This is a genomic window from Streptomyces sp. AMJ-169, assembly GCF_055597585.1.
In genome coordinates this window covers 59,833-72,929 of record NZ_JBVLTJ010000014.1, presented here as the reverse complement: position 1 = coordinate 72,929, position 13,097 = coordinate 59,833, and the positions used below count along the sequence as shown (strand labels likewise).

Annotated in this window: 11 protein-coding genes; 4 read left to right on the top strand and 7 right to left on the bottom strand. The window is 70.8% G+C overall.

Annotated elements, in window-relative coordinates; genetic code table 11:
- Positions 1-24: 24 nt before the first annotated feature.
- The 3 genes from mtnB to ACYUD3_RS29990 are packed head-to-tail and all read right to left on the bottom strand — an operon-like array spanning position 25 to position 1,930.
- Entirely contained in the window at positions 25-627 is a 603-nt protein-coding gene (mtnB, locus tag ACYUD3_RS30000) for a methylthioribulose 1-phosphate dehydratase (protein WP_470976524.1), read from the bottom strand.
- Positions 624-1,343: an acireductone synthase gene (gene mtnC / locus ACYUD3_RS29995; protein WP_470976522.1), complete on the bottom strand. Its 720-nt coding sequence runs from the start codon at positions 1,341-1,343 to the stop codon at positions 624-626. The genes mtnB and mtnC overlap by 4 nt, the downstream gene beginning before the upstream one ends.
- Positions 1,340-1,930 (bottom strand): 1,2-dihydroxy-3-keto-5-methylthiopentene dioxygenase, encoded by a 591-nt coding sequence (locus ACYUD3_RS29990; protein WP_470976520.1) that lies wholly within the window; start codon positions 1,928-1,930, stop codon positions 1,340-1,342. The genes mtnC and ACYUD3_RS29990 overlap by 4 nt, the downstream gene beginning before the upstream one ends.
- Before the next feature lie 367 nt (positions 1,931-2,297).
- Between ACYUD3_RS29990 and ACYUD3_RS29985 the strand changes: the two genes are divergently transcribed.
- The 4 genes from ACYUD3_RS29985 to mtnK are packed head-to-tail and all read left to right on the top strand — an operon-like array spanning position 2,298 to position 7,207.
- The gene (locus ACYUD3_RS29985; protein ID WP_470976517.1) at positions 2,298-3,398 is read left to right on the top strand and encodes a substrate-binding domain-containing protein; all 1,101 of its coding nucleotides are present in this window, start codon (positions 2,298-2,300) and stop codon (positions 3,396-3,398) included.
- Complete coding sequence (locus tag ACYUD3_RS29980) at positions 3,385-4,935, top strand: sugar ABC transporter ATP-binding protein (RefSeq protein ID WP_470976515.1); 1,551 nt, start codon at positions 3,385-3,387, stop codon at positions 4,933-4,935. Before ACYUD3_RS29985 ends, ACYUD3_RS29980 begins: the two co-directional genes overlap by 14 nt.
- Before the next feature lie 41 nt (positions 4,936-4,976).
- Positions 4,977-6,023, top strand: a complete 1,047-nt coding sequence (locus ACYUD3_RS29975) for an ABC transporter permease (RefSeq protein ID WP_470976512.1) — start codon at positions 4,977-4,979, stop codon at positions 6,021-6,023.
- A 14-nt stretch (positions 6,024-6,037) separates the two neighbouring features.
- Complete coding sequence (gene mtnK / locus ACYUD3_RS29970) at positions 6,038-7,207, top strand: S-methyl-5-thioribose kinase (RefSeq protein WP_470976509.1); 1,170 nt, start codon at positions 6,038-6,040, stop codon at positions 7,205-7,207.
- A gap of 124 nt (positions 7,208-7,331) precedes the next feature.
- Here the strand turns inward: mtnK and ACYUD3_RS29965 are convergent, their stop codons facing one another.
- From ACYUD3_RS29965 to ACYUD3_RS29950, 4 genes are all read right to left on the bottom strand, one after another.
- Positions 7,332-8,948, bottom strand: coding sequence for a glycerol-3-phosphate dehydrogenase/oxidase (locus ACYUD3_RS29965; protein WP_470976506.1), 1,617 nt, complete (start codon positions 8,946-8,948; stop codon positions 7,332-7,334).
- A 44-nt stretch (positions 8,949-8,992) separates the two neighbouring features.
- The gene (gene glpK / locus ACYUD3_RS29960; protein ID WP_470976503.1) at positions 8,993-10,531 is read right to left on the bottom strand and encodes a glycerol kinase GlpK; all 1,539 of its coding nucleotides are present in this window, start codon (positions 10,529-10,531) and stop codon (positions 8,993-8,995) included.
- Between the two features lie 107 nt (positions 10,532-10,638).
- Entirely contained in the window at positions 10,639-11,421 is a 783-nt protein-coding gene (locus ACYUD3_RS29955; protein WP_470976500.1) for an MIP/aquaporin family protein, read from the bottom strand.
- 400 nt (positions 11,422-11,821) lie between these two features.
- Positions 11,822-12,586: an IclR family transcriptional regulator gene (locus ACYUD3_RS29950; RefSeq protein ID WP_470976497.1), complete on the bottom strand. Its 765-nt coding sequence runs from the start codon at positions 12,584-12,586 to the stop codon at positions 11,822-11,824.
- Positions 12,587-13,097: the final 511 nt, after the last annotated feature.

Here is a 13,097-nt window from a genome sequence, read left to right as displayed (position 1 = left end):
CAACCGCCCCCACCCACACCCCCTTTACCGCCGAGCCAACTCCAACTCCAGCAGCCACTCCACCACTTCGGTGTGATGCCGGGCCTGCCGGGGATCGGCCCCCCACACATACAGCCCGTGCCCGGCCACCACCACCGCCGGCATCAAGGGATTACGCGCCGCCTCCAGCCGGTCCCCCAGCTCCTTCATGTCCTGGCTGTTGGCGATGACCGGCAGCACCACCTCGACGCCGTGCGCCGGCTGCCCCACCCCCTTCAGCATCTCCACGTCCCGGAACGCGATCCCGCCCGGCTGCCGGTGCCCCATCGCGACCGACGCGACCGTATGGACGTGGACGACGGCCCCGGCGCCGGTCAACGCGGCGACCCGGGCGTGCAGTTCGGCCTCCGCCGAGGGCTTGCCCCCCTGCACGGCCGCGCCCTGCGCGTCGACCAACACCACGTCCTTCGGCGTCAGTTCACCCTTGTCGTGCCCGCTCGCCGTCACCGCGAGCAGCAGCGGGTCCCGGGACAGCACGGCCGACAGATTGCCCGAAGTCCCGCGCATCCAGCCGAAGGAGGCGAAGCGCGCGGACTCGGCGGCGAGGACCGCGCCCGCCTCGTGGAGGTCCTGCTCGGTGATGCTCATGCGGTGCTCCTGGTCAAGACGATCTCGTCGAAGGACGCGGCCTGCGCGTGGTCCCCGACGCCCTGCTCGTAGTACGGCTCCCCGGCCCGCCGGACGCCCACCGCGTGCCAGCCGGCGGCGCGCGCCGCGTCCAGCTCGCCCGGCCGGTCGGAGAGGAACAGCAGCCGCTCCGGCGCCACTTGGGCCGACTCGGCGATGGTCCGGTACGACGCCGGATCCTGCTTGGGCCCGGCGTTCTCGGTGTCGTACAGACCCGAGACCAGCGGCAGCAGGTCGCCGTCCGGGGTGGACGCGAACCACGCCCGCTGGGCGGCGACCGAGCCGGACGAGTACACGTACAGCAGGACGCCGGCCGCGTGCCAGGCCTTCAGCTGGGGGACGACGTCGGCGTAGAAGTGCGAGACCAGTTCGCCGCGCGCGAAGCCCTCGGACCAGACGATGCCCTGGAGGGTCTTCAGGGGGGTCGCCTTGCGGTCCTCGTCCAGCCAGGAGTTGAGGGTCTTCTCCAGCGCGGCGGCGTCCGCGTCCGGCTCGCCGGACAGCTCGCGGATCTGCGCGATCGCCCGGGCCACCGCCGGTTCGTCCGCCCGCTGGGACAGCAGTTCCGCGAAGCGGTCACGCGAGTACGGGTACAGCACGTCCACGACGAAGCCCGTGGCGCTCGTGGTGCCCTCGATGTCGAGCACCACGGCGTCGACGTCGTACCGGAGCGTCACGCGGCGCCCTCGTATCCTGCGGCGATCGTGTCGTAGTCGGGGAAGCGGCCCGCGATGGCCGAGCCGGTGAAGCTGCCGATCCAGCCGTCCTCCTCGTGGAAGAAGCGGATCGCGGTGAAGGAGGGGTTCGTGCCCATGTCGAACCAGTGCGTGGTGCCGCGCGGGACGCCCAGGAGGTCGCCCTTCTCGCAGAAGACGGCGTGCACCTCGCCGTTCACGTGCAGGTAGAAGATGCCGGAGCCGGAGACGAAGAAGCGGACCTCGTCATCGTCGTCGTGCGTGTGCTCCTGGAGGAACTTCTCGCGCGCGGCCTTCGCCTTCGCGGGGAAGCCCGGGTCGTCGCTGGGGTGCAGGCCCAGGACGTCGACCGTGGTGAAGCCCTCCTCGGCGTTCAGCTTGTCGATCTCGGGGCCGTACGCGGCGAAGACCGTGTCACTGTCCGCGTCGAAGGGCACGTCCTCGCGGATCGGCCACTGCTCGTACCGCACGCCGAGCGGCTTCAGCGCCGCGGCGATCTCGGCCGGGTCCGCCGTGCGGCGGACCTGGGTCTCGGGGCCGGACTCGGGCCAGGTGGTCAGCAGCGTCATGGCAGCAGCTCCAGGGTCTGTCGAGGTGAGGGGCCTGTCCGGATGCCGAGACGGGCAATGGACGGGCGATAGGGGCAAAGGGGCAGGTGCCGGTCCTGCTGATGGTAACTCCAGGGCCTGAGAGCGCCCGGTGTGACGTAGTAGTTGTCTCATCCCTTGAGAAAGACCTTTTACACCTTTGACGTAACACTGAAACCCTTCTCATGATCTGGGGTATGAAGACGCTGCTGCTCGTGCGGCGGCTGTACGTGGACTTGCTCCGGTCGACCACAGCCAGCTGTCGCTGACCGTTCCCGGAGCCTCCCCTCTCAAGGCTCGCGCCCCTCTTCCGCGACCCCTCGCAGCACCCCCGTACCTGGAGCCCCTCATGTCCCGTACCCGTCTGCCCCTCGCCGCACTCTCACTGGCGTCCCTCTCGGCCCTGGTCCTGAGCGGCTGCGCCCAGTCCTCGGACTCCTCGTCCAAAACGGCGGGCGACTCGGCCGCCTCCGCCCAGGCCGCGACCGGCAAGAAGCCCGCCCCCTTCAGCGCGGGCGCGGTCAAGGTGGCCCTGGTCCGGCAGAGCGGCGCGGGCGACTACTTCGAACAGTGGGGCAACGGCGCGAAGGCCCAGGCCAAGGCCCTGGGCATCGACCTGACCGTGTACGACGCCCAGGCCGACAACGCCAAGCAGGCCACCGACCTGTCCTCGGCGATCAACTCCGGCGCCAAGGCGATCATCATCGACCACGGCTTCCCGGCGACGATCCAGCCGGAGATCGACCAGGCCGTCAAGAAGGGCATCAAGGTCGTCGTCTACGACGTCGAGACCCCCACCAAGGGTGTCGTCACCACCCGCCAGAACGACGCGAGCCTGGCCCAGGCCGTCCTCGACGTCATGGCCAAGCAGCTCGGCAAGAACGCCAAGGTGGGTTACGTCAACGTCGCCGGGTACGCCGCCCTCGACAAGCGCGACTCCGTCTGGAAGACCGAGGCCGCAGCTCAAGGCTGGAAGCAGGCGTTCAAGGTCGGCAAGGTCACCGACTCCACCGCCACGGACAACGTGCCGCTGGTCTCGGCCGCCCTCACCCAGAACTCCGACGTCGCCGGCGTCTTCGCCCCCTACGACGAACTCGCCAAGGGCACCGTCCTCGCCGTCCAGAACAAGAAGCTCCAGGACAAGGTCAAGGTCTTCGGCGCCGACGTCTCCAACGCGGACATCCAGCAGATGACCGCCGCCGGCAGCCCCTGGGTCGCCACGGCCGGCACCGACCCGTCGGCGGTCGGCGCGGCGGTCGTACGCACCACGGCCCTGGAGCTGGCGGGCCAGCTCGGCAAGACGACGGTCGAGTTCCCGGCCGTCGCCATCACCCAGGACTTCCTGCGCGAGAAGAAGATCGCCAACATGGATGAGCTGCGGGCGGCGCTGCCGGCGCTGAACCTGTCCGAGGTGTCCACGGCGGACTGGATCGCGAATGTCGCGCACTGAGACGGGGAGTCCGGCCTCTGATACGCAGGGCCCGGCCGTCACCCTCACCGACGTCAGCATGGCTTTCGCCGGCAAGACCGTCCTCGCCTCCGTCTCCCTCGACATCGCCCCCGGCAGCGTGGTCGCGCTGCTCGGGGCGAACGGGGCGGGCAAGTCCACGCTGATCAAGATCCTGTCCGGGGTGCACGCCGGGCACGGCGGTGAGGTGCGGGTCGGCGGGGAGGCCGTCGCGCTCCAATCCCCCTCCGCCGCCCGCGCGTTGGGCATCCAGACCGTCCACCAGCGGATCGGCGAGGGCATCGTCCCGGGGCTCTCCGTCGCCGAGAACCTCGTCTTCGAGGAGCTCGCCCAGCAGCGCGGCAACCCTTTCCTCAGCGGTCGCCGCACGCTGGCCCGCGCCCGCGAGATCCAGGCGGGCCTCGGACTCGACTGGAGCGACGCCGTCCTGAAGCGGGACGTCACCGAACTCGGCATCTCCGACCGCCAACTCCTCATCCTGGCCCGAGCATTGGCGACCCGCCCGCGCCTGCTGATCCTCGACGAACCGACCTCCGCGCTCTCGGCGGCCGAGGCGCGGCGCCTGTTCGAGCTGGTCGAGCGGATGCGCGCGGACGGCATCGCCGTGCTGTACGTCTCCCACCGGCTCGGCGAGATCGACGCCCTCGCCGACCGGCTGGTCGTCCTGCGAGACGGCCGTCTCACCGAGGACCAGGCCAAGCCGTTCGACTGGGACGCGGCCCTGCGCGCGATGCTCGCCCAGGAACAGGAGGCGACGACCGCCCGCCCGGTCCAGGAGGGCGCGTCCGGCGACGTCGTGCTCTCCCTGAAGGGCGTACGGCTCTTCGCCGCCCAGGCCCAGCCCCTCGACCTCGACCTGCGCGCCGGTGAAGTCACCGGCGTCGTGGGCCTGTTGGGGGCCGGCAAGACCGAGCTGGCCCGGGGTCTGTTCGGCGCCGAGCCGTTCGCGGCGGGCACGGCCGAGCTGGACGGGACGGCGTACGCGCCGCGCCGCCCGGCGGACGCGATCCGCGCCGGCGTCCATCTGGTACCGGAGGACCGGCATGCGGACGCGCTCGTCCCCGGCTGGTCGGTCGCCCAGAACGTGTCGCTGCCGTTCCTGAAGTCGCTGTCCCGGGGCGGACTGCTCCAGCGGGCCAAGGAGGACGCGCTGGGCCGGGACACCATCGAGGCGCTGGGCGTCGTCACCCGGGACGAGCACAGCACCGTCGAGGAGCTGTCCGGCGGCAACCAGCAGAAGGTCGTCGTCGGCCGCTGGCTCGCCGAGACCCCCCGTGTCCTCATCCTGGACGAACCGTTCCGAGGCGTGGACATCGGGGCCCGCCGGGACATCGGCCGCCGCGCCCGTCAGCTTGCCGCCGACGGCTCGGCCGTCCTCGTCCTGTCCGCCGACGTCGACGAGATCCTGGAGACCGCCGACCGGGTGGTCGTCCTGGCCGCCGGAGAGATCCACCTCGACGCGTACGGCGAGGACGCCGAGCGCGACCGCGTGATCCAGACCATCTCGGCGTCCGTCTGACGCTCGCCGCGCCGAAGGAAAGCCGAAGGAAGCAGCACCCCATGACCACCACCCAGAGCACCGAGGCCCCGGCGAAGGCGGCGACCCCGCCCGCGCCGGGCACGGCCGCGCGCGTCCAGAACGCCGTCATCAAATACGGCTTCATCTTCGTGACGGTCGCGCTGTTCTTGTACTTCGCGCTGAGCGAGGGCTCCTTCCGCGAGTCGGCGACCCTCCTCGACACCCTGCGCTACGTCTCCGTCGCCGCGATCCTCGGCCTCGGCGTCACCCTCACCATGGCCGTCGGCGGCATGGACATGTCCGTCGGCGCGGTCGCGGGGCTCGGGGTCTCGGTCGCCGCGCAGACGATGGTCGTGCACAACCAGGTCGGCGGCGTAGCGATCGTCGCCGTCCTGATCGCGGGCGCCCTCGCCGGACTGCTCAACGCGCTGCTGATCGTCGTACTGAAGATCCCCGACATGCTCGCCACGCTCGGCACGATGTTCGTCATCCAGGGCAGCAAGCTCATCCTGGTCGACGGGCAGTCGATCACGCCGGGCATGACCATGTCGGACGGCTCGACGGCGCCCGGGAAGTTCACCGCCGGGTTCCTGAAGATCGACCGGGGGACCGTCCTCGGCGTCCCGATCTCGGTGCTGATCTTCGGCGGGCTCACCGTCGCCGCCTGGATCTTCCTCGCCCGCACCCGCTGGGGGCGCGTGCTGTACGCGATCGGCGCCAACCCCGAGGCGTCGCGGCTGGCCGGCATCCGCGTCGGCGCCTACCGCTCGCTCGCCTACGTCATCTCCGGCGTCCTCGCCTCCGTCGGCGGCCTCATCCTCGCCTCGCGCATCGGCCAGGGCGACGTCAGCGCCGGCACGTCCCAGCTCCTGGAGGCCGTCGCCGTCGCGCTGGTGGGCACCTCGGTGCTCGGCCGGGGCCGCCCGAACGTCTGGGGCACCGCCCTCGGCGCGGTCCTGATCGGCATCATCAGCACCGGCCTCACCATCAAGGGCCTGCCGTACTACACCCAGGACGTCGTCGAGGGAGCCGTCCTCATCCTCGCCCTCGTCTTCAGCTTCACCCTGTCCAAGCGCCGCACCGCATAAGGGAGTTACCGCCGATGGGCTACCGCATCCTGGAGCCGGACGACATCCCGGCGTACCTCAACGAGCGCGGCCACTGGGACGACCTCGCCGACATCCGCGTCCGCGAGGTCTCCGACGGCAACATGAACCGCGTCTTCCTCGCCGCCAACGCCGCCGGCACCCAGAGCCTCGCCGTCAAACAGGCCCTGCCCTGGGTCCGGGTCGCGGGCCCCTCCTGGCCGATGAACCCCGACCGCGCGGACGCCGAGGCCCGCGCCTACGACCAGGTCGCGGCCGTCGCCCCCGGCAAGATCCCCGCGATCCACGGCTACGACCCCGAGAACTACGCCCTCGTCATGGAGGACATGTCCGACCTGGAGGTCCTGCGCACCCTCCTCAACGAAGGCGCCTCCTACGGCCCCGGCACCTCCGCCCGCATCGGCGAGTTCGTCGCCCAGCTCACCTTCGCCACCAGCGACTTCGGGATGCCCTCGGCCGAACGCAAGGCGCTGCTCGCGGCGTCCGTCAGCCCCGAGCTGTGCAAGATCACCGAGGACGTGGTCCTCTCCGAGCCGTACATCGAGCACGAACACAACCACTGGCTCCCGGAGTTGGCGGATCTGGCGGCGGAGTTCCGCGCGGACGCCCGGCTGCGCACCGAGGTCGCCGACCTCCGGCACACCTTCATGACCAGCGCCCAGGCGCTCCTGCACGGCGACCTCCACACCGGCAGCGTCATGGTCGGCGAGCGCGAAGGGGCGCCGGTGGTACGGGTCTTCGACCCCGAGTTCTCCTTCGTCGGACCGATCGGCTACGACCTCGGCCTGTACTGGGCCAACGTCCTGGTCGCCGCGGAACGGGCCCGCGCGCTGGGCACGTTGACCGACCACGCCGATCAACTCCGGCTGTCCTGGGAGGCGTTCACGGCCGAGTTCCGCCGCCTGTGGCCGACCCGGGTCGACACCTTCTTCGACGACGCCTATCTGGAGCGGTTCCTGCGCCGGGTGTGGGTGGAGTCGCTGGGGTACGCGGGGACGGAGATCGTGCGGCGGATCATCGGGTTCGCGCATCTGACGGACCTGACGACGCTGCCGGACCCGGTGCCGGCGTCGCGGCGGGCGCTGTTGTTGGGGCGGGAACTGATCGTGCGGCGGGGGGAGTTGGGGTCGGCGGGGGATGTGCGGGGGCTGGCGGAGAGCTTGTAACGCGCAGCCTGCGCGCCGGCTCGCGCAACTCGGCCCGCTAAGCGAAGCCGGCATACAAAAGGGGCGGCCCCTCAAGGAGCCGCCCCTTCCGCGTACCGGCGTCAGCCCGACACCAGCCGTACCGTCACTTCTTGTCGAGCACGTCCTGCACCTGCGCCCGCACCTCGTCCGTCGCCAGACCCCGGATCGTCAGCGTCGTCCGGCGGCGCAGCACGTCGTCCGCCGTCTCCGCCCACTCGTTGTCCCGGGCGTAGACGACCTGCGCCCAGATCTCGGGGGCGTCGGGGTGGACGCGGCGGCCCAGCTCCGGGTTCTCGTTGGCCAGGCGGGCTATGTCGAAGGCCAGCGAGCCGTAGTGGGTCGCGAGGTGCTTCGCCGTGTCGGCGGCCATGCGGGGGCCGGGGGCGGGGCTGTCGACCAGGAGGCGGTGGGCGACCGCGCGGGGGTTGGCCACGCCGGGCAGCGGGAGCTTCTTGGGCAGCGAGGCGATCGGCTCGAAGTCGTCGCCGAGGGGGTGACCCGGCAGCGCCTCCAGCTTCTTCATGATCGTGCGCCCGATGTGGCGGAACGTCGTCCACTTGCCGCCGGCGATGGACAGCATGCCGCCCTTGCCCTCGGTGACGACCGTCTCGCGCTTGGCCTTCGCGGTGTCGCCGGGGCCGCCGGGCAGGACGCGCAGGCCGGCGAACGCGTACGTGATGTTGTCGCGGTGCAGCTGCTTGTCACGGACCGAGAACGCGGCCTCGTCGAGGATCTGGGCGGTGTCCTTCTCGGTGACCGAGACGTCCGCCGGGTCGCCCTCGAACTCCTCGTCGGTCGTACCGAGCAGCAGCATGTCCTCCCAGGGGAGGGCGAACGTGATGCGGTACTTGTCGATCGGGGTCGCGAGGGCGGCCTTCCAGGGGGAGGTCCGCTTCAGGACGAGGTGGGCGCCCTTGGACAGGCGGATGGAGGGCGCCGCGTTCGGGTCCTCCATCTTGCGCAGGTGGTCCACCCAGGGGCCGGTCGCGTTGAGCACCAGACGGGCGCCGACACCGAACTCGTCACCGGAGAGCCGGTCCTTCAGCTCGGCGCCGGTGACCCGGCCGTTGGTGAAGCGCAGTCCGGTCACCTCGGCGTGGTTGAGGACGACGGCGCCCGCCTCGACGGCCGCGCGGACCGTCATCAGGGCCATGCGGGCGTCGTTCATCTGGTCGTCGCCGTAGACCGCGACGGCCTTCAGGTTGTCCGTGCGCAGCTCGGGCACGTCCTGCGCCGCCTTCGCGGGGGACAGGAGGTGGCCGACGCCGTCGCCGAACGCGGAGAGCGCGGAGTAGGCGAAGACGCCCGCGCCGAGCTTGGCCGCGCCGTGCGGGCCGCCCTTGTAGACGGGCAGGTAGAAGGTGAGCGGGTTCGCCAGGTGGGGGGCCACCTGGCGGGAGACCGCCCGCCGCTCGAAGTGGTTCTCCGCCACCAGCTTCACCGCGCCGGTCTGCAAGTAGCGCAGACCGCCGTGGAGCAGCTTGGAGGAGGCGGAGGAGGTGGCGCCGGCGAAGTCACCGGCGTCGACCAGCGCCACCCGCAGACCGGACTGCGCGGCGTGCCAGGCGGTGGAGATGCCCAGGATGCCGCCGCCGATCACGAGGAGGTCGTACGACGCCTTGGCGAGCTGCTCCCGGGTCTCGGCTCGGCTCGGGTTCGAGCCGGAGGCCGGGTGGGTGCCCAGGGCAGGCACGGTCTGGAGGGTGGGCTGACTGGTCATGTGCGGTTCTTACTCCTCATCAGAGCTGTGAGCGGGGGGTCGCTTCAGCTCTCGTCCTCGATCCAGCCCATGGTCCGCTCGACGGCCTTGAGCCAGGTCTTGTACTCACGGTCGCGGGTGTCCGCGTCCATGCGGGGGGTCCATTCGGCGGCCCGGCGCCAGTTGGCGCGCAGGTCGTCGGTGTTGGTCCAGAAGCCGACGGCGAGGCCGGCGGCGTAGGCGGCGCCGAGGCAGGTCGTCTCGGCGACCATCGGGCGCACCACGGGGGCGTCCAGGAAGTCCGAGAGGGTCTGCATCAGCAGGTTGTTGGAGGTCATGCCGCCGTCGACCTTGAGGGCCGCGAGCTCGACACCGGAGTCCTTCGTCATGGCGTCGGTGATCTCACGGGTCTGCCAGGCCGTGGCCTCCAGGACGGCGCGCGCGAGGTGCGCCTTGGTGACGTACCGGGTGAGGCCGGCGATCACACCGCGGGCGTCGGAGCGCCAGTGCGGGGCGAACAGGCCGGAGAAGGCCGGGACGAAGTAGGCGCCGCCGTTGTCCTCGACGGACAGGGCGAGCGTCTCGATCTCGGCGGCGGTGGAGATGAGGCCCATCTGGTCGCGCATCCACTGCACCAGCGAACCCGTGACCGCGATCGAGCCCTCCAGGGCGTAGACCGGGGCCTGCTCGCCGATGCGGTAGCCGACCGTGGTGAGCAGGCCCGAGTACGAGTTGATGATCTTCTCGCCGGTGTTCATCAGCATGAACGTGCCGGTGCCGTAGGTCGACTTGGCCTCGCCCTCGGAGAAGCAGGTCTGGCCGAAGAGGGCCGCCTGCTGGTCGCCGAGCGCGGAGGCGACCGGGATGCCGCCGAGCAGCTCGCCGAGCGGGCCGCCGGTGACCTCGCCGTAGACCTCGGCGGAGGAGCGGATCTCGGGGAGCATCTGGAGCGGGACGCCGATGGACTCGGCGATCTTGTCGTCCCACGCGAGGGTGTGCAGGTTCATCAGCATCGTGCGCGACGCGTTCGTCACGTCCGTGACGTGCCGGCCGCCGTCGACGCCGCCCGTCAGGTTCCAGATGACCCAGCTGTCCATCGTGCCGAACAGGATGTCGCCGCGCTCGGCGCGCTCGCGCAGGCCCTCGACGTTGTCGAGCAGCCAGCGCGCCTTGGGTCCGGCGAAGTAGGACGCGAGCGGCAGGCCGGTCTCGCGGCGGAAGCGGTCCTGGCCGACGTTGCGGCCGAGCTCCTTGCAGAGCGCGTCGGTGCGGGTGTCCTGCCAGACGATCGCGTTGTGGACCGGCTCGCCGGTGTTCTTGTCCCACAGCAGCGTCGTCTCACGCTGGTTGGTGATGCCGATGGCCTTGATGTCGTCGCGCGTGATGCCCGCCTTGGCGATGGCGCTCGCGACGACCTCCTGGACGTTCGTCCAGATCTCGTTCGCGTCGTGCTCCACCCAGCCCGGCTTGGGGAAGATCTGCTCGTGCTCCTTCTGGTCGACGGAGACGATGCGGCCGTCGCGGTCGAAGACGATGCAGCGGCTGGAGGTGGTGCCCTGGTCGATGGCGGCGATGAAGGGGCCTGCGGTGTGGGCGTCGGTCACTGTGTGCTCCTGGGGCGTTTTCCGTGGTTATGGGGCTTGACGAACGGCGTTCGCCGAGAGTTTCGATACTCCGTAGCTCGTACGAGTGAAACCCTCGGGCGGCTTCTTTAAGCGAACGCGACGTTGTAGATGCCTGCCGCGATGGCGCCGCCGATCAGCGGGCCGACCACCGGGATCCAGGCGTAGCTCCAGTCGGAACCACCCTTGTTGGGCAGGGGGAGCAGGGCGTGCACGATGCGCGGACCGAGGTCACGGGCCGGGTTGATCGCGTAGCCGGTCGGACCGCCGAGCGACAGGCCGATCGCGACCACCACGAGGGCGGTGATGAGAGCGCCCAGGGTGCCGAGACCCTTGCCGCTGTCGTTGAGCCCCTGGGTGAGGACCGCCAGCACCAGCACGATCGTGCCGATGATCTCCGTGGCGAGGTTCTGCCAGACGACGCGGATCTCCGGGCCGGTGGAGAAGATGCCGAGCACCGGGCCGGCCCCGCGCTCCTGCGCCTCGACGGCCTTGGCCTGGCCGGGCTCGCCGACGATCTCACGGTCGGTGAGGTGCGCGTGGAACTGGCCGTAGTAGGCGACCCAGACGAGCGTCGCGCCGATCATGGCGCCCAGCAGCTGACCGCCCCAGTACTCGGGGACGGTGCTCCAGTCGTCGTTCTTGATGGCGAGCGCGAGGGTCACGGCCGGGTTGAGATGCGCGCCGGAGAGCGGCGCGGAGGTGTAGACGGCCGTCAGAACGGCGAAACCCCACCCGAAGGTGATGGCGAGCCAGCCGGCGCCTCGGGCCTTGGAGGCCTTCAGCGTGACGGCGGCGCACACGCCACCGCCGAGCAGGATGAGTATGGCGGTACCGATGGTCTCGCCGATGAAGATGTCGGAGCTGGACACCCGCGACTCCTTTGTCCTTCGTCCAGGGGAAGCCGAACCCCGGGTCCCTCCGGGGGTTCCGCGCCGCCCTCGGGGGATGAGAGCGATGTTCGGCCCTTGGCACTGTCACACTCTAGCGCGTATTGCCGGTAGGTGTTCGACAATGTCGACCGATGGACGGGAGTCTTGCTCCGGCGTTACGCGCACGTCAAGAGTTCTGTTATCGAAAACACGATCGTTATTGATAGTCATGGGTTATCGATCTTCGCGAGGTCGGCCCACGTCTGACCCGATATCGACCGCTGCGTCCCGTTCTGGGCTCAGGGTATGCCGAGAGCCGGAACGCCGCCCGACGTCCCGGTGAGCTCTCACGAACTTCTCAGCAGGCCCTATACGTCCCGCAAGCCCCGCAGGGGCCCGATCAGAACCGCCCGGCGCCCAGATCCCGCGATACCGCGCGGGCGCAGTCCCGCACCGAGGCGATCAGCTCCGGCCGCAGCTCGCCGTCCCGGCACAGCCGCTCCACGGCCCCCGTGATGCCGACCGCGCCGACCGGCATGCTGCGCCGGTCGTGGATCGGCGCCGCGATCGACGCGACGCCCTCCCAGGTCTCCTCCACGTCGGCCGCATAACCCCGCGCGCGCGTGAGGTCGAGGATCTGCTCGAACGCCTTCGGCTCGCACACCGTGCGGTCCGTGAACGACCTGCGCTCGGTCTCCAGCGCCTCGCTGTGCGCGACCGGGTCGTAGGCGGAGAGGACCTTGCCCAGCGCCGTGGAGTGCAGCGGCTGCATCCCGCCGATCTCCAGGACCTGCCGGCTGTCGTCGGGCCGGAAGACGTGGTGCACGATCAGCACGCCCTGCTGGTGCAGCACCCCCAGGTGCACGCTCTCACCGCTCGCGCGCGCGAGGTCGTCGGTCCATACGAGGGCCCGCGCGCGCAGCTCGTGGACGTCCAGGTAGGTCGTCCCCAGGCGCAGCAGCTCGGCGCCCAGCTGGTAGCGGCCGGAGATGTCGTCCTGCTCGACGAACCCCTCCTGCTGGAGGGTGCGCAGGATGCCGTGGGCCGTGCCCTTGGCGAGGCCGAGGGCCGAGGCGATGTCCGACAGGCCGAGCCGCCGCTCGCCGCCCGCGAGGAGCCGCAGCATCGCGGCCGCCCGTTCGAGCGACTGGATGTTCCGTGCCATTGCCGTCCTGCCTCCGTCCCCTTCGACCGGTGTCCGGTCCGGCCCCGGCCGGCGCCCACCGGCCGCTTCCGGTACCGCTCGCGTCCCTGTGATCCACTTGCGCAGCCACCGTTCGGCAATGTCGAACACTACCGGTCGATGTCGACCTGCCGCCAATGGTCGGTCACCACACGTTGCCCAACGCGCCATCCCGCACAAAGTGACGGCCCTTCACACGCCACCGCGACCCGCCTCGGCGGACACCAGTCTGAGCCCCCGCCCCGCGCCCCCGGTCACCGCCCCCACCTGCGACGACACCGGCCCCCATCCGGCCGGAACCCGCCCCCGCCGCCGCCCCCGCGCAACGCCCCGGCCGCCCTGTCCGAAAACCGACACACCATTCCGTCCCGTGGGACGCCCTGCCGCCAGAGGCCTCCTCACCGCTACCCTGGGCCACGTGCGCCTTCCCCGGGGCACAGCCGTGAGCCCTGCGCCCACGGCCGTCCGCCCGGGAGCCGCCGCGAAGCCGACA

What these genes read in the sequence shown, in the direction of transcription:
- mtnB (WP_470976524.1), bottom strand. Translation starts at nt 627, where the DNA reads ATGAGCATCACCGAGCAGGACCTCCACGAGGCGGGCGCGGTCCTCGCC.
- ACYUD3_RS29990 (WP_470976520.1), bottom strand. Translation starts at nt 1,930, where the DNA reads ATGACGCTGCTGACCACCTGGCCCGAGTCCGGCCCCGAGACCCAGGTC.
- ACYUD3_RS29985 (WP_470976517.1), top strand. Translation starts at nt 2,298, where the DNA reads ATGTCCCGTACCCGTCTGCCCCTCGCCGCACTCTCACTGGCGTCCCTC.
- ACYUD3_RS29980 (WP_470976515.1), top strand. Translation starts at nt 3,385, where the DNA reads ATGTCGCGCACTGAGACGGGGAGTCCGGCCTCTGATACGCAGGGCCCG.
- ACYUD3_RS29975 (WP_470976512.1), top strand. Translation starts at nt 4,977, where the DNA reads ATGACCACCACCCAGAGCACCGAGGCCCCGGCGAAGGCGGCGACCCCG.
- mtnK (WP_470976509.1), top strand. Translation starts at nt 6,038, where the DNA reads ATGGGCTACCGCATCCTGGAGCCGGACGACATCCCGGCGTACCTCAAC.
- ACYUD3_RS29965 (WP_470976506.1), bottom strand. Translation starts at nt 8,948, where the DNA reads ATGACCAGTCAGCCCACCCTCCAGACCGTGCCTGCCCTGGGCACCCAC.
- ACYUD3_RS29950 (WP_470976497.1), bottom strand. Translation starts at nt 12,586, where the DNA reads ATGGCACGGAACATCCAGTCGCTCGAACGGGCGGCCGCGATGCTGCGG.